Origin of the sequence: Bradyrhizobium sp. STM 3809, from assembly GCF_000239795.1 — a bacterium.
Taxonomy (GTDB): domain Bacteria; phylum Pseudomonadota; class Alphaproteobacteria; order Rhizobiales; family Xanthobacteraceae; genus Bradyrhizobium.
The window spans coordinates 1-18,817 of record NZ_CAFJ01000216.1 but is presented as its reverse complement, the minus strand read 5'-3'; the positions used below and the strand labels follow the sequence as shown (position 1 = coordinate 18,817).

At 67.2% G+C, this 18,817-nt stretch carries 14 protein-coding genes; 10 read left to right on the top strand and 4 right to left on the bottom strand.

The features are described from left to right. Nucleotides 1–1,108 precede the first annotated feature (1,108 nt). Together BRAS3809_RS11755 and glgX are read left to right on the top strand one after the other, a co-directional pair. A complete protein-coding gene (locus tag BRAS3809_RS11755) occupies nt 1,109–1,390 on the top strand; it encodes a DUF3606 domain-containing protein (RefSeq protein WP_008962315.1) in 282 nt (93 codons plus the stop codon). 26 nt (nt 1,391–1,416) lie between these two features. Next, the gene (gene glgX, locus BRAS3809_RS11750) at nt 1,417–3,651 is read left to right on the top strand and encodes a glycogen debranching protein GlgX (protein WP_008962314.1); all 2,235 of its coding nucleotides are present in this window, start codon (nt 1,417–1,419) and stop codon (nt 3,649–3,651) included. Between the two features lie 285 nt (nt 3,652–3,936). On the opposite strand, the gene BRAS3809_RS11745 is transcribed toward glgX, so the two are convergent. Next, nucleotides 3,937–4,854: a LysR family transcriptional regulator gene (locus tag BRAS3809_RS11745; protein WP_008962313.1), complete on the bottom strand. Its 918-nt coding sequence runs from the start codon at nt 4,852–4,854 to the stop codon at nt 3,937–3,939. A gap of 207 nt (nt 4,855–5,061) precedes the next feature. Between BRAS3809_RS11745 and BRAS3809_RS11740 the strand changes: the two genes are divergently transcribed. The 4 genes from BRAS3809_RS11740 (at nt 5,062) to BRAS3809_RS11725 (ending at nt 9,770) form a co-directional block, all read left to right on the top strand. Then, nucleotides 5,062–6,135 carry a tartrate dehydrogenase gene (locus BRAS3809_RS11740; protein ID WP_008962312.1) on the top strand — a complete coding sequence of 358 codons (1,074 nt, stop codon included), beginning with the start codon at nt 5,062–5,064 and terminating at the stop codon, nt 6,133–6,135. Nucleotides 6,136–6,296: 161 nt separating this feature from the next. Beyond that, nucleotides 6,297–7,715: a pyruvate kinase gene (gene pyk, locus BRAS3809_RS11735; protein ID WP_008962311.1), complete on the top strand. Its 1,419-nt coding sequence runs from the start codon at nt 6,297–6,299 to the stop codon at nt 7,713–7,715. A 192-nt stretch (nt 7,716–7,907) separates the two neighbouring features. Beyond that, on the top strand, nt 7,908–8,720 hold the full coding sequence (locus BRAS3809_RS11730) for a UDP-2,3-diacylglucosamine diphosphatase (RefSeq protein ID WP_035656135.1): 813 nt from the start codon (nt 7,908–7,910) through the stop codon (nt 8,718–8,720). A gap of 60 nt (nt 8,721–8,780) precedes the next feature. After that, nucleotides 8,781–9,770 carry a threonine ammonia-lyase gene (locus BRAS3809_RS11725; protein ID WP_035656132.1) on the top strand — a complete coding sequence of 330 codons (990 nt, stop codon included), beginning with the start codon at nt 8,781–8,783 and terminating at the stop codon, nt 9,768–9,770. Nucleotides 9,771–9,787: 17 nt separating this feature from the next. Here the strand turns inward: BRAS3809_RS11725 and BRAS3809_RS11720 are convergent, their stop codons facing one another. Beyond that, nucleotides 9,788–11,497 carry a caspase family protein gene (locus BRAS3809_RS11720; RefSeq protein WP_008962308.1) on the bottom strand — a complete coding sequence of 570 codons (1,710 nt, stop codon included), beginning with the start codon at nt 11,495–11,497 and terminating at the stop codon, nt 9,788–9,790. Nucleotides 11,498–11,649: 152 nt separating this feature from the next. Continuing rightward, nucleotides 11,650–13,206 (bottom strand): hypothetical protein, encoded by a 1,557-nt coding sequence (locus BRAS3809_RS11715; RefSeq protein WP_008962307.1) that lies wholly within the window; start codon nt 13,204–13,206, stop codon nt 11,650–11,652. Nucleotides 13,207–13,291: 85 nt separating this feature from the next. Here BRAS3809_RS11715 and BRAS3809_RS11710 point away from each other — a divergent pair, with 85 nt between their 5' ends. Next, on the top strand, nt 13,292–14,491 hold the full coding sequence (locus BRAS3809_RS11710; protein ID WP_008962306.1) for an MFS transporter: 1,200 nt from the start codon (nt 13,292–13,294) through the stop codon (nt 14,489–14,491). Here the strand turns inward: BRAS3809_RS11710 and dgcA are convergent. After that, complete coding sequence (gene dgcA / locus BRAS3809_RS11705) at nt 14,461–15,456, bottom strand: N-acetyl-D-Glu racemase DgcA (protein ID WP_008962305.1); 996 nt, start codon at nt 15,454–15,456, stop codon at nt 14,461–14,463. The genes BRAS3809_RS11710 and dgcA overlap by 31 nt on opposite strands. A 156-nt stretch (nt 15,457–15,612) precedes the next feature. On the opposite strand from dgcA, the gene BRAS3809_RS11700 reads away from it, so the two are divergent. The 3 genes from BRAS3809_RS11700 (at nt 15,613) to BRAS3809_RS11690 (ending at nt 18,558) form a co-directional block, all read left to right on the top strand. Then, nucleotides 15,613–16,746 carry an ABC transporter permease gene (locus BRAS3809_RS11700; RefSeq protein WP_008962304.1) on the top strand — a complete coding sequence of 378 codons (1,134 nt, stop codon included), beginning with the start codon at nt 15,613–15,615 and terminating at the stop codon, nt 16,744–16,746. Between the two features lie 6 nt (nt 16,747–16,752). After that, on the top strand, nt 16,753–17,523 hold the full coding sequence (locus BRAS3809_RS11695) for an ABC transporter ATP-binding protein (RefSeq protein WP_008962303.1): 771 nt from the start codon (nt 16,753–16,755) through the stop codon (nt 17,521–17,523). Between the two features lie 153 nt (nt 17,524–17,676). Next, entirely contained in the window at nt 17,677–18,558 is an 882-nt protein-coding gene (locus BRAS3809_RS11690) for an MlaD family protein (RefSeq protein WP_008962302.1), read from the top strand. Nucleotides 18,559–18,817 lie beyond the last annotated feature (259 nt).

The following is an 18,817-nucleotide window of genomic DNA, read 5'->3' as shown; positions in this document are numbered from 1 at the left end:
GTTGCATCCTTCGCGCCCCCAATGGCGGTCGAGCTCCCTCCCCACGTCATTCCGGGGCATCGCGCAGCGATGAGCCCGGAATCCATAATCACGGACGGTCGTGGGGCGCGAGCCGTTTGCCACTGGCATCCCAAGCCTCACTCCCATCGTGGGTATGGATTCCGGGCTCGCGCTGCGCGCGCCCCGGAATGACGACGCGTGGTGGAGGTGCAGGCGGCTTCGATAAAAGTAGATAAGCCAGTGTAGGGTGGGCAAAGACACGGACGCGGCAGCGCCGCGTCGCGTCGTGCCCACCATGCGTTTCGGGCAGTGCCGAGGATGAGCACGCGCCGGCTGTAACATCCTTTGCGGCCCCCACTGGCGGTCGAGCTCCCTCCCCACGTCATTCCGGGGCATCGCGCAGCGATGAGCCCGGAATCCATAGCCACGGACGGTCGTGGAGCGCGAGCCGTTTGCCGCCGGCATCCCGGGCCTCACTCGCATCGTGGGTATGGATTCCGGGCTCGCGCTGCGCGCGCCCCGGAATGACGACGCGGTGTGGAGGTGCAGGTGATTACCATAAAAAATAAACATCTTGCTATTTTTCAGAATTCATGGTTCTCTCTCCGCATCCCGTGCTCCTCGAGAGGGGCGCTTCGCGATCGTCACGGAACGTCGGGCGCGGGATGCGGTGGCTGCAGGAATGCCGCAGCGTGGGGAGACCTGCGCGGACGAACGGCAGGCTTGCGGACGCGAAGACGCGTGGTCCTGGCGCCCCGAAGCTGGCGCCAAGCCGTCGGGTGATGATCCCGGCGGCGACGGTGGCTACAAGCCGGACACCGGGGAGAGCGCGGACATAAGCGTGAAAACCATCGTGCGGGGAATGCCGGGATGCCCCGGCTGCACCTGTGGTGACTGCCGCCTGCTTTTTTTCTGCAGGCGGGCCATGGGCGTGGCCAGCGCCCGGCATTCCCCGCGCCCTCTGCCTGATCGGAGGGCGACATCCGCGACGAACTCGGGCGGGTCCGCCGCGAGAACGATCACGCACATTCCAATTTCGCAGTGCGGCTTCGCTGCAGGGAACCAAATTCCAGAGCCGCGGTTAGCTCTCGTGCAGGAGGAAGCCCCAATGCGCCGTCCCAAAATCCAGCCGATCCGCAACAAGATTGATCTCACCGATCGCGTTCAGGTCCGCATCGTCACGCGCCGGCTGCGCGTCACGCAGGCCGAACTGACCGAGATCGTCGGCCGCATCGGCAACTCCATCGCCGCGATCTCCAAGGAGGTCCATCTGCAGCGGTCGAGCAAGACGGCAGTCCCGGCCGACGTCCCGCCCGCCGAGGTCATCGCCTCCGTGGCGGCAACCGAGACCGTGGTCGCCGAAGTCGTTGCGACATCCGAGACTCACTAGACGGCGCCGAAGGGCAGGGGGCATCGATGGATCAACTCACCGACAGGGCGGACGCCCTGACGCAGGCCGCTTTCAATTTGCGCAAAGCCAAGATCAGCGAAGGCCGACCGTTCCCGCTCGGCGCCACCTGGGACGGCCTCGGCGTCAACTTCGCGATCTTTTCCGCGCATGCCACCAAGGTCGAACTCTGCCTGTTCGACGAGAGCGGCGAGACCGAGCTCGAGCGCATCGAGCTGCCGGAATACACCGACGAGGTCTGGCACGGCTACCTGCCGACCGCGCGCCCGGGCACCGTCTATGGCTATCGTGTCCACGGGCCCTACGAGCCCGACGCCGGCCACCGCTTCAATCCCAACAAGCTGGTCATCGATCCCTATGCCAAGCAACTGGTCGGCCAGTTGCGCTGGGGCCCGGAGCTGTTCGGCTATCAGCTCGACCACGCCGACAAGGATCTCTCCTTCGACGAGCGCGACAGTGCGCCCTTGATGCTGAAGTGCCGGGTGATCGATCCCGCCTTCACCTGGGGCACCGCGCGCAAGCCGGAGATCCCCTGGGAGCGGACCATCTTCTACGAGATGCACGTCAAGGGCTTCACCAAGCTGCATCCGCTGGTGCCGGAGGCCGACCGCGGCACCTTCGCGGGCCTCGCGCATCATGACATTCCGGCTTATCTGCGCTCGCTCGGCATCACCTCGGCCGAGCTGCTGCCGATCCACGCCTTCATCGACGACAGCTATCTGGTCGACAAGGGCCTGCGCAACTATTGGGGCTACAACTCGATCGGCTTCTTCGCGCCCGAGCCGCGCTACCTCAAGACGCCCTACGCGACCGAATTCAAGACCATGGTCAACCAGTTCCACGCCAATGGCATCGAGGTGATCCTCGACGTGGTCTACAACCACACCGCCGAAGGCAACGAGCTCGGCCCGACCCTGTCTTTCAAGGGCATCGACAACGCCAGCTACTACCGGCTGCTGCCGGACCAGAAGCGCTACTACATCAACGACACCGGCACCGGCAACACGGTGAACCTGTCGCACCAGCGCGTGCTGCAGCTCGTCGCCGACTCCCTGCGCTACTGGGCCAACGAGATGCGCGTCGACGGCTTCCGCTTCGACCTCGCCACCATCCTCGCGCGCGAGCCCTATGGCTTCGACGAGGGCGGCGGCTTCTTGGATGCCTGCCGCCAGGATCCGGTGCTGTCGGGCGTCAAGCTGATCGCCGAGCCCTGGGACATCGGTCCCGGCGGCTACCAGGTCGGCCAGTTTCCGCCGGGCTGGGCGGAGTGGAACGACAAGTTCCGCGACACGACGCGCGCGTTCTGGAAGGGCGACGGCGGCACCATCGCCGATTTCGCCAAGCGCATCTCCGGCTCCGGCGACCTGTTCAACAAGCGCGGTCGCAGGCCCTGGGCGAGCGTGAATTTCATCACCGCCCATGACGGCTTCAACCTCAACGACCTCGTCTCCTACAACGACAAGCACAATGAGGCGAATGGCGAGGACAATCGCGACGGCCATAGCAATAACCATTCGTGGAATTGCGGCGCCGAGGGCCCGACCGATGATGCCGAGATCACGGCGTTGCGCGAACGGCAGAAGCGCAACATGCTGGCGACGATGCTGCTGTCGCACGGCACCCCGATGCTGCTCGCCGGCGACGAGTTCGGCCATAGCCAGGACGGCAACAACAACGCCTATGCCCAGGACAACGAGATCAGCTGGCTCGACTGGATGGGCATATCAGCGCCCGGTCGGCAGCTGCGCGAGTTCACGCGCAAGCTGATCGCGATGCGCAAGGCGTTTCCGATCCTGTACCGCTCGCGCTTCCTGGTCGGCTCGCTCAACGAGGAGCTCGACGTCAAGGACGTGACCTGGCTCGCGCCCTCGGGCGAGGAGATGACGACGGAGCAGTGGACCGACGGCAACGCACGCTGCTTCGGCATGCTGCTCGACGGCCGCGCCCAGGAGACCGGCGTCAAGCGGCGCGGCTCGGATGCCACCTTGCTGCTGATCTACAACGCGCATTTCGACGTGGTGAACTTCACCTTGCCGTCGGTGCCCGAGGGACATAATTGGCTGGCCCTGATCGACACCAACAAGCCCGATGCGCAGGTGCAGTCGCTGCCGTTCGGCCATGTCTACGAGGTCACCGGCCGCTCGATGCTGGCGCTCGGCCTGTCCTCCGAGCAGCAGCCGATGCGCGGCCTCCGCCACGGATTGGGCGCCCTGCTCGACATCGCGGAGACGCCGCTGGGGTAGGGGGGAGCGTTGGGGGGATTGGTTGTCAGACGCTTGGAGGCAGGTTCGCCCGTGGCCGTCCTTCGAGACGCGCGCCATGTGGCGTGCTCCTCAGGACGAGGGCGGTGGGCTTGGCAACACGCTAAACTCTCTCCATGAACACGCCTCTCGGCGGGTTCATGGTCCGGTGTGCGGTGTCGCCCCGACTTTCAACCCTCATGGTGAGGAGCGCGCCGCTTGGCGCGCGTCTCGAACCATGAGGCCGAGCTGTTGCGGCATCATCGTCTTTCCGCGCACAACCGCATCTCAGGCTCCACGCGCGTACTTCGCGAGCCGCGCCTCCAGCACGCCGAGCATCGCCTCCCGCGCCGGATCGCGCGAGCCGCGCAGCCAGGCCGCTGCGAGCGGCAGCCGCCCGGCGGTGCTGCCACGTTTCAGCCGCAGCGGCACGAAACGTACGCCGGACACCGCGAGCCGCGAGGTCCAGCGCGGCACGATGGCGATGCCGAGCCGGGCGGCGACGAGATGCACGATGGTCTGCTTCTCGTCGGCGAACTGCACCACGTTGGGAGCCACTCCCGCCTGCGCGAACAGCTTCACCGTCAGATCATGGCTGTGCGGCCGCGACCGCCGGTCGGGCACGATCAGCGGCTGGTCGGCGATGTCGGCCAGCGACACCGAGGCACGGGTCGCCAGCCGGTGCCGCTGCGGCAGCGCCACGACGGCGCTCTCGCTCAGCAAAGCGCGGAATTCGAACCGGCCATCACTGCGCTCCGGCGGCCTGACGAACGCAAGATCGAGCGCGCCGGACAGAATCTTCGGCAGCAGCCGGATGGTCTTCTCCTCCATGAGCTGCACCGCGATCTCGGGATGGCTTTGGCGAAAATCGTGCAGCAGCTGCGGGAGCAGTCCGGCGGCGGCGCTGTCGATGGCGCCGACGCGCAGCTTCTGCGCCTTGCCGCCGCGGGCGCGGGTGCGGAAGCCGGTCTCGACCGCCTCGACGCGGGCCAGGATCGCGCGGGCATCGCGCAGCAGCGCGCCGCCATCCTCGGTCAGCGCCACCGCGCGCGTCGTGCGGGCGAACAGCCGCGTCGCGAGGTCCTCTTCCAGCAGCTTGATCTGCCGGCCCAGCGCCGAGGGCAGCATCTGCAGCCGCTGCGCCGCCTTGCCAAAATGCAGCTCCTCGGCGGCGGCGACGAAGCAGCGGAGCTGGTGCAGTTCCATGAGCAAGGCGTCCCGTGCGGCAACCGGGATTATATCAGTTTTTTGTATAATGAAGCCAGCATTGAAGCCACCCCGATCTCTCCTCTACGGTGCTCCGATCCAGCCTGCCGGTGGTCTCGGCACTGCTGCCTCCCATTGCTTTCGCGACTTCAACAAGCCAAGGCCGCGCGGGCCACGCAGTCCTGCCCTTCTCACGGAGTTCCTTCCATGCGCACCCATTCCATCGCCGCCATCCCCGCCGACGGCATCGGACCCGAGGTCATTTCCGCCGGCGTCCGGGTGCTCGAGGCGCTCGCCAAGCGGGCCGGCGACATCAGCTTCAACGTCAAGACCTTCGACTGGGGCTCGGACTACTACAAGAAGCACGGCGTGATGATGCCGGCCGACGGCCTTGCCGAGTTGAAGACGTTCGACGCGATCTATTTCGGCGCCGTCGGTGCGCCTGATGTCCCCGACCACATCACGCTGTGGGGCCTGCGGCTGCCGATCTGCCAGGGCTTCGATCAATACGCCAATGTGCGCCCGACCAAGATCCTGCCGGGCGTCGCCTCACCTTTGCGCAATGTCGGGGTCGGCGATCTCGACTGGGTGATCGTGCGCGAGAACTCCGAAGGCGAATATGCCGGGATGGGCGGCCGCGCGCATCGCGGCCTGCCGGAGGAGGTCGGCACCGAGGTGGCGGTGTTCACCCGCGTCGGCGTCACCCGCATCATGCGCTACGCGTTCAAGCTCGCGCAGTCGCGGCCGCGCAAATTCCTCACCGTCGTCACCAAGTCGAACGCGCAGCGGCACGGCATGGTGATGTGGGACGAGATCACAGCCGAAGTGGCGCGCGAATTCCCGGACGTGACCTGGGACAAGATGCTGGTCGACGCGATGACCGTGCGCATGACCCTGCAGCCGAAGAGCCTCGACACGATCGTGGCGACCAATCTCCACGCCGATATTCTCTCCGATCTCGCCGGCGCGCTCGCCGGCAGCCTCGGCGTCGCGCCCACCGGCAACATCGATCCGGAGCGGCGCTTTCCCTCGATGTTCGAGCCGATCCACGGCTCGGCCTTCGACATCACCGGCAAGGGCATCGCCAATCCCGTCGCGACGTTCTGGACCGGTGCGCAGATGCTCGAGCATCTCGGCGAGGCGGACGCGGCCGCCAGGTTGATGAGCGCCGTCGAGAAGGTGTGCGCGGCCGGCATTCTCACGCCGGATGTCGGCGGCAAGGCGACGACAAAGGAGGTGACGGACGCCGTGATCGACGCGATCCACGGCTCGAACGTCTGAGGAGTGCCCGCCTGGTGTGCAATCTCAACGTGTCGCCCATCCCGCTTGCAATGAACGCCGCGGAGCGTATACCAGCGCTTCCGCCGCGTCAGCGCATGACAATCACATGCATGACATGAAGACGTGAAAGGCGGGGGCTGGGGAGAGAAAGGACACCTATCATGCGTCGTCACCGTCGCGCCAAGATCGTTGCTACCGTCGGCCCTGCGAGCAACTCGCCGGAGATGCTGAAGGCGCTGTTCCTCGCTGGTGTCGATACGTTCCGTCTCAATTTCAGCCATGGCACCCAGGCCGACCACGCCAAGGTGCACGCTGCGATCCGCGCGCTGGAGAAGGACGTGCAGCGTCCGATCGGCATCCTGATGGATCTGCAGGGGCCTAAGATCCGCGTCGGCACCCTGCGCGACAAGAAGATCCAGGTCGAGGCCGGCGAGACGATTCGATTTGTCCTGAACGGCACCGAAGGCGACAAATCATCGATTCCGCTGCCGCATCCGGAGATCTTCGCCGCGGTGGCGCCGGGTCACGATCTTCTGATCGATGACGGTCGCGTGCGCGTGCGCGTCATCGGCCTCGGCAACGACTGGATCGAGGCCAAGGTGATCGTGAGCGGCGCGATCTCCAATCACAAGGGCGTCAACCTGCCGGGCACGATCCTGGAGCTGTCGCCGCTGACGGCGAAGGATCGCTCCGATCTCGCTTTCGGCCTCGATCTCGGTGTCGACTGGGTGGCGCTGTCCTTCGTGCAGAAGCCGTCGGACGTGATCGAGGCGCGGGGGCTGATCAACGGCCGCGCCGGCATCATGTCCAAGATCGAGAAGCCGGCCGCGCTCGACCGCATCGACGACATCATCCAGTTGTCGGATGCGATCATGGTCGCGCGCGGCGACCTCGGTGTCGAAATTCCGAACGAGGACGTGCCGGGCAAGCAGAAGGAACTGGTGCGTGCCTGCCGGCTCGCGGTGAAGCCGGTGATCGTCGCGACGCAGATGCTGGACTCGATGGTGGCGACGCCGACGCCGACGCGCGCGGAAGTCTCCGACGTCGCGACCGCGATCTACGATGGCGCCGATGCGGTGATGCTGTCGGCGGAATCGGCCAGCGGGCAATATCCGCGCGAGGCGGTGGCGATGATGGACAGCATCATCAAGAGCACCGAGAAGCACAAGATGTACGGCTCGATCATCCAGGCGACGCAGCCCGACGAGGAGCAAACGCCGCCGCATGCGGTGGCGACCGCGGCGGCCGATCTCGCCTCCGCCATTCATGCCAAGGCGATCGTGGCCTACACGTCGAGCGGCACCTCGGCCTCGCGCGTGGCGCGCAAGCGGCCGAGCCTGCCGATCCTCGCGATCACGCCCAACGAGGACACCTCGCGGCGGATGTGCCTGTTGTGGGGCGCGCACAGCGTGTTGTCGCAGGATGTGCAGAGCTATGAGGAGATGGTCGAGCGCGCGACGTTCTTCGCGGCCCAGGAGGAGTTTGCCGACAAGGGCGATCTGCTCGTCGTCGTCGCCGGCATCCCGTTCGCGCAGGCCGGCACCACCAACAATCTGCGCGTCGTCACCGTGCCCAGATAGGAGGCAGCCGAAATCCCTGGATGCGCCGCCCGCTTGTCGCCTGATTGTCGCACCCCGCTGGTATCGCGGGGCAGTGATGAGGACATCGCGAGTCGTCATGCGAACGATGTCAGTCGCGATCCCGGCAGGATGGGTTCTGCCGGTGCGACGCTCGTCATCGCCTTGTCATCAGGGACTGTTAGGTGGGCGCGCATGGGACTTGAGACTGCCGGTGAAGAAAGCCCGACGAAGCGCTTTCGGACGTTGTTCATCTCCGACGTTCATCTCGGAGCCCGCGGCTCGCAGGCCAATCTCCTCGTCGATTTCCTGCGCCACCACGATGCCGACACGATCTATCTCGTCGGCGACATCATCGACGGCTGGGCGCTGAAGTCGAGCTGGCACTGGCCGCAGTCGCACAACGACCTGGTGCAGAAAATGCTCCGCAAGGCCCGCAAGGGCGCCAAGGTCGTCTACGTCCCCGGCAATCACGACGAGTTCCTGCGCGGCTATTACGGCACGCATTTCGGCGGCATCGACGTGGTCGAGAACATCGTCCACACCGGAACCGACGGAAAGCGCTATCTCGTCATTCACGGCGACATCTTCGATCTCGTCGTGCAGAACGCCCGCTGGCTCGCCCATCTCGGCGACAAGGCCTATGACTTCGCGATCCAGATGAACCGTCTGGTGAACTTCTTCCGCCGCATGTTCGGCGTGCCCTATTGGTCGCTGTCGCAATGGGCCAAGCAGAAGGTCAAGAACGCCGTGAACTACATCGGCGCGTTCGAGACTGCGCTGGCGGCCGAGGCGCGGCGCCATGGCGCCGACGGCGTGATCTGCGGCCACATCCATTGTGCCGTCATCCGCGATCAGGACGGCATCCGCTACATGAACTGCGGCGACTGGGTCGAAAGCTGCACGGCGCTGGTCGAGCACGAGGACGGCCGGTTCGAGATCCTGACCTGGACCGATCCGCTGAAGCAGCCGGCGCCGGTTCCGCAGCTGGCCGCACGCGCCGCCTGACGCCGTCGATCGGGGCTGGCTCCCTTGCCTCAGGGCGATCGGGCGCGGTAAAATCAAGGCATGACAGCTCATGCCCCGATCCCGCCCGTGACCGCCGCCGACATCGACGCGGCGGCCAAGGTTCTTGCGCCCGTCGCGGTGCGGACCCCGCTGCTGCCGGCTCCGGTGCTCAGCGACCAGTTCAAGGCCAACGTGTTCGTGAAGCCGGAGGTGCTGCAGCGGACCGGCTCCTTCAAGTTTCGCGGCGCCTACAACAAGCTGGCCTCGATACCCGAAACGGCGCGCGCCAACGGCGTCGTCGCGTTCTCTTCCGGCAACCATGCGCAGGGCGTCGCCCATGCTGCGACGTTGCTCGGCATGCACGCGACGATCGTGATGCCGTCGGATGCGCCGGCGGCGAAGCGCGAGCGCACCAAGGCGTTCGGCGCCGACGTCGTGCTGTACGACCGCGACCGCGAGGACCGCGAGGCGATTGCCCGCGACATCGCCGGCAAGCGCGGCTCGACGGTGGTGCCGCCCTATGACGATCCCTACGTGATCGCCGGGCAGGGCACCGTCGGTCGCGAGATCGCCGAGGACCTTTCGGCGCTCGGGCTGTCACCGGATATCGTCGTCGTTCCCGCCTCCGGAGGCGGCCTGCTGGCGGGCGTCTCGACGGCGGTGAAGGCGCGCTATCCGCAGACCCAGATGGTCGTCGCCGAGCCCAAGGGCTTCGACGATCATGCCCGCTCGCTGCGCGCCGGCCATCGCGAGGCTCATGATGCGAAGGGGCGCACGATCTGCGACGCGCTGATGGCGGCGATCCCCGGCGAGATCACCTTCGCCATCAACAGCCGGCTGCTGTCGGCTGCGGTCGAGGCGTCGGATGAGGAGGTCGGCCGCGCGGTCGGCTTTGCGTTCCGCGAGTTGAAGCTCGTGGTCGAGCCCGGCGGCTCCGTCGGGCTGGCGGCGCTGCTGGCCGGCCGGCTGGGCGTCGCGGGCCGGACGGTGGTGATCGTGCTCTCGGGCGGCAATGTCGATGCCGATCTCTATGCCAGGCTGATCGCCTGAGGATTACCCCGGGGGCCTCAGTGGAAGCCGAGGCCGCCGCGTGCGAACCCTCCGCCGCCCCCGCGTGGTCCGGTCTGCGCGAGGTGCGGTGCGCCGGGGCCGCGCGTCAGCATCGGACGCGAGGCGTTCGGCTTGAACGGCCCGGAATTGCCGGGGAAGGGCCGGCGGACCTCCCGGGTCTCGAAGGGACGGCCGGGCGCGCGCTTCAGCGGATCGCGCTGGATCTTCGTGGTCGCCGGCGGCGTCGGCGGCATGGCCTTGTCGCCGATCTTGCTGGGACCGGCCGGCCGCGGATCGACGATCTTGCCCGGCGCGGGAGTGTTGATGACCGGCTTGCCGTTGGTGACGACCGCAGGCGGCAGCGTCTGGCGCGGCGGCAGGTTGGTTGCCGGCGGCGTCGCGGTGGGCAATTTCGGCAGCGGGCCCGGACGCGCCTGCAACTGGTCGCCCGCATTGAAGGGACGCGGTGCCATGTGCGGCGGCACCAGCAGCCGACTCGGCTGCAACAGCGGGATCGGGCGCGGCTGGACCTGCAGCCGCAGCGCGACCGGCGCATACGGGCTGTCGGCATAGGTCTGGCTGAAGCTCTGATAGGCCGACGGCGAGTTCGCCAGCACCGCCTCGTGCCAGGCCGCGGCCTGAACCAGGCCGGCGAGCAGGGCGCGGATGCGGTCGGCGAGCGGATCGCGCGGATACATCGCGACGAACTCGCGATAGTATTGCGGGCGGTTCTCCGACAGCACGTAGTCATAGGCCTGCCGCACCGAGCGGCTCGGCAGGTCGGCGGCCATCTGCACGACAGGCGCATGGTCGGCGGGACGGGCGGCGGCCACCAGCGTATCGCCGAAGAAGGTGAAATCGCTGGTCAGGGATGAACTCTCCCACGGCGTCTGTCGTCCGTCGGTGGTCTGGTTCACCTGCAGGCGAATGCGCTTGAAGAGCTGCTCGATCGGCAGGTTCGGCTGGCGCGCCAGATTCAAGAAGGCCTGCGTATAGGGGCTGTGCTCGCCGCGCCCGTCGAGCGCCTCCTCGCCCGGCGAGGTCGAGTAGCCGACGATCGAGCCGTTCGGGGCATCGACGATCGCAAGTCCGCGTCCGGCATCGTTGATCGAGGGAAACGGATTGTTGCGGCAGGCGTCGAGCACGACGATGCGCAGCCGGCTCGGCACCGCCTCGAGCGTGGCCATCAGATCGACCAGCCGGACGGTGCTCGTCGTCAGATCCGAGGGCGCCGAGATGCGGGCGTCGATCGGGATCAGGTAGTTCTCGCCGGCGAGCTGAACACCGTGGCCGGCGTAGTACACCATCGCGACGGCATTCGGCCCGTGGGCAGCGACTCGGCTCGAAAAATCCTGCACCACCTTGAGCATCTCGTTCTGCGTCAGGTCGGTCGCCGTGATCACTTCGAAGCCGGCCGAGTTCAACAGCTTCGCGACGGCGTGAGCATCGTTGTCCGGGTTCTCCAGGGGCGGCGCGTTCTGATAGCTTCCATTGCCGATGACGAGCGCGACGCGCGGCTCGGGCCCCTGCTGCGCCGGGGCGGCCTGCACGTCGGCTGCCGGCGAGGGCGGCGGTGCCAGGGCGCGCGGCGGCGTCTGCAGGCTGTCGATCTCGCTCGTGGTGGCGGAGGCCGAGCCGAGGCTGAGCCACGTCACGAAGCCCAGCAGGGCGAATGACAGCAGGGATGTCCAACGAGACCTGGGAGCGCGAAATTGCGGAACGGGCACGGCGTTCTCCTCGAGCATGCGCAAGGCGGATGACTTGAGGAGCAGGGTAGATCGGTCATGGGCCGGCGTACGTGATCCGGGTCACCTCGGCGTGGCAGCAGCTCATGTCGCGTCGGCGCACCGACACGACGGCGGAGCCGGGCCGCGCCGGCTCAGGAGAAGAACGCGACCTTCTCGGGCTGGGTCATGCGACGGATCGGCGACAAGGGATCGTTGGCTGGCACCTGCGGGCGCTGCAGAACACCGTTCGACAGCAGCGTCGATCCGAGCGAGGGCTCGTAGGTCGGCTTCGGCATCGCTTGGGCGGTGGTGTTCGGAGCTGCGACGGGGGCTGCAGCCACAGGCGCGGCGGGCATGAGCTCCGCAGGCTCAGGCGATGGCAGCGGCTGGGGGGCCACCGCCATTGCTGCGGCCACGGCAGCCAGCGTCTCGGCAGCAATGGAATCCGGGAGCGGCGCCGGAACGGGAGCACTGGCGACCGGCGGCGGTGCCACCGGCGGAGCCACGGCCACATGCGGAGCAACCGGAGCCGGCGGCGCTTTGACCGGAGGTGCTTCGGCGGTGGTCAGTGCGAGCTCGGAGTCCGATGGGGTGGGCTCGCTGAAACTCGCAACGATGTCGTCGTCGACCGAGCTCGGCTCTTCGATATCGAAGCCGAGCGTTCGCGCGCGGCTGAACTCCTCATCCTCGATCGGGTCGGGTGCGCCCATTTCGGCTGCGACCAGCTCCAGGATCGCTTCGTCCTCCGCCTCCGCGGCTGCTGCGTCCTCGGCGTCGACCAGGGCCTGCTGCTCGATCTCGACCAGGGCCTCGGCAACGGAGGGCTCGGGACGGATATCGGCCGGCGCCGTGGACGGAACCGGCACGGGATCGGCCGCGCCCGTCTCGCTTGCCGTGGTCACCTCTGCGACGATGACATCCGTCGCCGCCGACAAACTCTCAATCTCCTCGATCGCGGCCACGGCCGCAACGAGCTGACTGTTGGACGCAAACGCCGGCTGGACATGCGGCTCGGGGGAGTGCGCGGTCTCCGGCTCTTGCGCCTGCGGCGGCGCCTCGGCGCTGGGGGCTGGTGCTGCGGTGGGCTGCGGCGCAGCAGCCGCGCTCTCGTCCATTGCGGCCGCGACCGGTGTTTGCCTCTCGTCCGCAGGCCTTCCTTGGTCCAGCTCCGTCAGCCGTGTCTTGATGATCTCGAACGCCGCGAGCAGCGCAGCCTTGGGGTCTGCGCTCGCGAGCTGGTCGCAGGCGGCCTCGATCGAGATCACCTGCGAGTCGATCAGGTCGCAGATCCGGGAGTCGGCGCCGATCTCGCGCCAGCGCCAGGAAATTTCCTTGATGATCCGGGTGCCCTTGCGCACCGGGGCGAGGTTCTGCTCGAGGGCGAGGCTGTCGACCGCCGTGGCTGCCGCCAGGGCGGCGTCCTCGACCGCGGCGCGGATCACAGCCAGCGCTTCCGGCAGCGCCTTGCCGTCGGCCTGATCGAACTCCTGCTGCTGCTGCCGCTGCGAGGCCAGCGCGTGCTCGATGCGCGCCACGGCATCGAGCACCATGCTGGTGTCGGCGTTGCGGTTGCGCTTGGCATACTCGCCCAGGAACCAGCGGCCGCGTGCGGTCTCCATGAAGGCATCGCGGATCGCCTCGTAATCGGCCTCGTTCGGCTGAGCCGCACGGGCAGAAATCGGCGAAAGGGCGAAGACTTCATCGACCATGACAGACCACGACAGACCCATCGCGCAAATTGCTGCGCGTTGGCATAACGATCACCATGATATCGATCGAATCGCAATTGAATTGATGCCACTGTCCCGACAAATCTCCACCACATCGAAGGTATTGTCGCGCCGATTCGCGGGGAGGTTGGGGCTGTTCTATGGCGCCGTGTTCGCGCTGTCGGGCACCCATCTGCCGTTCTTTCCCGTGTGGCTACGGGCCATCGGGCTGGATGCCTCCTGGATCGGCATCATCATTGCAGTTCCCGCCGTCACCCGCTTCACCGTCCTGCCGCTGATCACCGCACTCGCCGAGCGTCGTCAGGCGTTGCGCGGGGCGTTGCGGCTGACGACGTTCGCAACTGCGTCAGGCTTTGCCGTTCTCGCCCTTCAACATCAGCCCTGGCTCGTCTTCCTGGTTTATGTCGCACTCTGCAGTCTGTGGACGCCGGTCGTGCCGCTGACGGATGCCTATGCACTGCGCGGCGTCATGAGCTATGGCCTCAACTACGGCCGCCTGAGGTTGTGGGGATCGGCCGCCTTCATCGTCGGGACGCTGCTGTGCGGCGGCCTGGCAGACGTCGTTCCGGCGCCGCAGCTGATCTGGATCATCGTCTCGCTCGCGCTTTGCGGGGCCGCGAGCGGGCTTTTGCTGGAGCCGCTGCCGCCATTGCCGCGCAGCACGGGCCCGGTCCAGGATGGCCGCAGCCTGCTCGGCAATCCGCGCTTCCTGTGCATCATCGCCGCGTCGGCCCTGATCCAGGGCAGCCACGCCGCCTACTACACGTTTTCCGCCATCGAGTGGAAAGAGCAGGGGCTCAGCGGTCTCACCATTGCCTGGCTCTGGACCATGGGCGTGCTCGCCGAGATCATCCTGTTCGCCCTATCGCCGCGCTTCACGCTGTCACCGGCGATCCTGGTGGTGATCGGCGCCATCGCGGCGGTGCTGCGCTGGACGTTGACGGCCCAGGAGCCGCATGCAGCGGGGCTCGCGGCGGTCCAGATCAGCCATGGCTTCACATTCGGGCTCACGCTCGTCGGCACGATGGGGCTGCTGGTGCGCGAGGTGCCGGCGCACCTGACGGCGCGCGGGCAGGGCTATTATTCCGCGGCCAGCGGCGTGGTCGGCTCGGCGGCCTCGATCCTGTCGGGGCCGCTGTACGCAGCCTATGGACCGGGCGTCTACTACGTCATGGCTCTGATGGCCGGCCTCGGCGGCGCGCTGATGTGGCTCGCCCGGGCCGGGCTGTCGCCTCAGCCCCACAAGGCCGGATCGGGCGGATAGACCAGGCTGTCCTCGTAGTACAGCCCGTGCGCACAGTCCTCGGCCAGCAGCAGCGGACCGTCCAGGTCGACGTAGCGGGCGAGCGGCGTCAGCAGCATCGCCGGCGCCATCGAGAGCGACGTCCCCACCATGCAGCCGACCATGATGTCGAAGCCGAGCGCGCGGGCGGCATCCGCCATCGCCAGCGCCTCGGTCAGCCCGCCGGTCTTGTCGAGCTTGATGTTGACGGCGTCGTAGCGTCCGCGCAGTCCATCGAGCGAATTGCGGTCGTGCACGCTCTCGTCGGCGCAGACCGCGAGTGGACGCGTCATGCTGGCAAGCGCCTCGTCTTTTCCGGCAGGAAGCGGCTGCTCGACGAGGGTGACGCCGGCATCCGCGCAGGCGGCGAGGTTGGCTTCGAGATTGGCCTCGGTCCAGGATTCATTGGCATCGACGATGAGTTGCGATTGCGGCGCGGCCGTACGCACCGCCGCGATCCGCGCCGGATCCCCGTCGCCGCCGAGCTTGATCTTGAGCAGCGGCCGGTGCGCCGCCTTGGCCGCGGCCTTGGCCATGATGTCGGGCGCGGCGAGCGAAATCGTGTAGGCGGTGACGCAGGGCTCCGGCGCGCGGCGGCCGAGCAGGTCCCAGATGCGCCGGCGGCCGCGCTTGGCCGCGAGGTCGTGCATCGCGCAATCCAGCGCATTGCGCGCGGCACCGGGCGGCATCGCCGCCTGCAACGCGTCGCGATCGAGCCCGGAGGCGATGGCGTCGCGCATCGCGAGCAGGGCGCTCAGCGCCCCCTCGGGCGTTTCGCCATAGCGCGGATAGGGCACGCATTCGCCGCGACCAACGACGCCGTCCTGTCGCAGCTCCGCGATCACCGTCACCGCTTCGGTCTTGGCGCCGCGGCTGATCGTGAAGCTGCCGGAGATCGGCCAGTGGCCGATCTGGGCGTCCAGTATTGGAAAACCGTTGGAAGTCATTTGAAAGTCTGGCGATTTGTGAACCGGAATGAGGCGTCTTAGGACTTGCGCGACGGAGGCGACTATGGCTGTTGATAGGGGGCTCCGGCAAGGTGGTGGCGACGCGGTGGGATTTTTCTCGTCAGGGGGCGGATATCAGCTCCGAGGCTGGTCGTCGTGACGGGCAGCCCTGATCTGCAACGCAGCAGTGAAGGCAATGCGCTGGCGCTGCGTGCGACCGGCGCCTGGACCGCGCCCTTTGCGCCGGCGCTCGAACGCCTCGTGGCCGATGCCGAGAAGCTGGCCGGCAAGGCCGGCAACGTCTCGATCGACGTGTCGCAGGTCTCCAAGCTCGATACGTTCGGCGCCTGGCTGATCGAACGGATGCGCCGCAGCTTCACGACCGGAACCGTCGAGGCCAGGATCGACGGCCTGTCGGCCAACTACGCGAGCCTGGTCGATGAGGTCCGCCGCGTCAGCCTCGCCCCCGGTGACGATGCGACGAACGTGACCATCACCGGCATGATCGGGCAGATCGGCCGCAGCGTCGCCGGTGTCGTCGGCACGGTGGCCGCGCTGATCGACATGCTCGGTGCGGTGATCGTCGCCAGCGGCCGCGTGCTGATCCATCCGCGCAGCTTCCGCCTGACCTCGACCATCCATCACCTGGAGCAGGTGTGCTGGCGCGCGGTGCCGATCATCGTGCTGATCACCTTCCTGATCGGCTGCATCATCGCCCAGCAGGGCATCTTCCATTTCCGCCGGTTCGGCGCCGACATCTTCGTCGTCGACATGCTCGGCGTGCTGGTGCTGCGCGAGATCGGCGTGCTCTTGGTCGCGATCATGATTGCCGGCCGGTCGGGCAGCGCCTACACGGCCGAGCTCGGCTCGATGAAGATGCGCGAGGAGATCGACGCGCTGCGCACCATGGGCTTCGATCCGATCGAGGTGCTGATCCTGCCGCGCATGCTGGCGCTGGTCATCGCGCTGCCGATCCTGTCGTTTCTCGGCGACATCGCTGCGCTGTATGGCGGCGGCCTGGTGGCCTGGTTCTATGGCGGCGTCGACCCGGAAGCCTTCCTGCTGCGGCTGCGCGATGCGATCTCGATCGATCATTTCACCGTCGGTCTCCTGAAGGCGCCGGTGATGGCCGCTGTCATCGGCATCGTCGCCTGCGTCGAGGGCCTCGCCGTACAGGGCAGTGCCGAGTCGCTCGGGCGTCACACCACGTCCTCGGTCGTGAAGGGCATCTTCTTCGTCATCGTGATGGACGGCGTGTTCGCGATCTTCTTCGCAGCGGTCGGGATGTGAGCTGAGATGATCCAGGCCGTGTCCGATCCGATCATCCGCGTGCGCGACGTCACCGTGCAGTTCGGCAAGACGCGCGTGCTCGATGGCCTCGACCTCGACGTCAAGCGCGGCGAGATCCTCGGCTTCGTCGGTCCGTCCGGCGCCGGCAAGTCGGTGCTGACCCGCACCATCATCGGTCTCGTGCCGAAGCTGTCGGGCAACATCGAGGTGTTCGGCGTCGACCTGGACGCCGCCGACCGCGCCGGCCGCCGCGCCGTCGAGCGGCGCTGGGGCGTGCTGTTCCAGCAGGGCGCGCTGTTCTCCTCGCTCACGGTGCGGCAGAACATCCAGTTCCCGGTACGGGAATATCTGAAGGTCTCGCAGCGGCTGCTCGACGAGATCATGGTCGCCAAGCTGGTGATGGTCGGATTGCGCCCCGATGTTGCGGATCGTTTCCCGAGCGAATTGTCCGGCGGCATGATCAAGCGCGTCGCCTTGGCGCGGGCGCTGGCGCTCGATCCGGAGCTGGTGTTTCTCGACGAGCCGACCTCCGGGCTCGACCCGATCGGCGCCGGCGATTTCGACGAACTGGTGCGCACCCTGCAGCGGACTTTGGGGCTGACGGTTTTCATGGTAACTCATGATCTCGACAGCCTTTACACGGCCTGCGACCGCATCGCGGTGCTCGGCAACGGCAAGATCATTGCCGCGGGATCGATGGCCGACATGCAGGCCTCGGAGCATCCTTGGCTCCGGCAGTATTTCCACGGCAAGCGTGCCCGCGCCGTGATGGGGTAGCGTCAAGCGCCCCCGGGGATGAATTTTTGTGAGCGGGAGCGGGGACTCCTGCGACAAAGCTGATGGGGTGGGTGCCGCGATCCGGCGCCAACCGAGAGCGCACGGAGGCGGCCGGATATCGGTCGCCGCGACGTGCCGGTACCGGAGTTGGTAATGGAAACGCGGGCGAATTACGTCCTGATCGGATCGTTCACGCTGGCCGTGCTCGCCGCGGCGGTCGGGTTCGTCCTGTGGTTCCAGAGCCTGCACACCACCAAGCAGCGCAGCCCGCTCAGGGTCGTGTTCGAAGGACCGGCGGCGGGCCTGCGCAACGGCGGCAGTGTCAATTTCAATGGTATCAGGGTCGGCGAGGTCATCTCGGTGAAGCTCGACAATCCGCGCCGCGTGGTGGCGCTGGCGATGGTCGAGAACAATGCGCCGATCCGCAAGGACACCCTGGTCGGCCTGGAATTCCAGGGCCTCACCGGCGTCGCCGCGATCTCGCTGAAGGGCGGCGAGGAGGCCGCGCCGCCGCCGCCGCTCGACGAGGATGGCGTGCCGGTGCTGCGCGCGGACCCGACCCGGCTGCAGGACGTCACCGAGGCGATCCGCGCCACCTTGCAGAACATCAACAAGGTGGTGGCCGACAACCAGGAGGCCGTGAAGAGCTCGATCAAGAACCTCGAGGTCTTCACCCAGTCGCTGGCCCGCAACTCCGAGCGTATCGACGGCGTCATGAGTCGGGTCGACGGCATCATGGGCAAGGCGGACACCTTGATGCTCGGCCTGAACACGCTGGCCGGCGGCAAGGAGGGCGGCGAACTGTTCCTGACCGTGAAGTCCATCCGCGAACTCGCCGAGGATTTCGACAAGCGTTCGGGGGCGCTGATGGCCGATGGACGCCGGACCTTGTCCGACATCAGCCGCGCAGTGAACAATTTCGACCGCAACCCGACCCGCGTCCTGTTCGGCGCCAGCAACTCGAGCCCGAGCAACGCCCAGGCGTCGCAGCCCGCGCCCGCCGCCGCCCCGGCGACCGCCAGCGGGCGGCGCTGAGGCACTCGCCAGCGAAGAGTGACTCGTGTTGTGTTGCCGCGCGATTGCTGTTGGCATCCGGATGGTTCGTCCACTCTGACGTCGACGAGCCGCGGCATCGTGCGCGGCGGCCATGCTCTCATCGAACAGCTGACATCCATTCGCGATTCCGCAGCTCGGAGGAGAGCCCCGTCACCCTCCCTTGAAGGGGCAGGGCGATCGCATAGGGCGATCGGAGTTTTGCGCTCGTCACTCTCCACGTCGTCATGGCCGGGCTTGT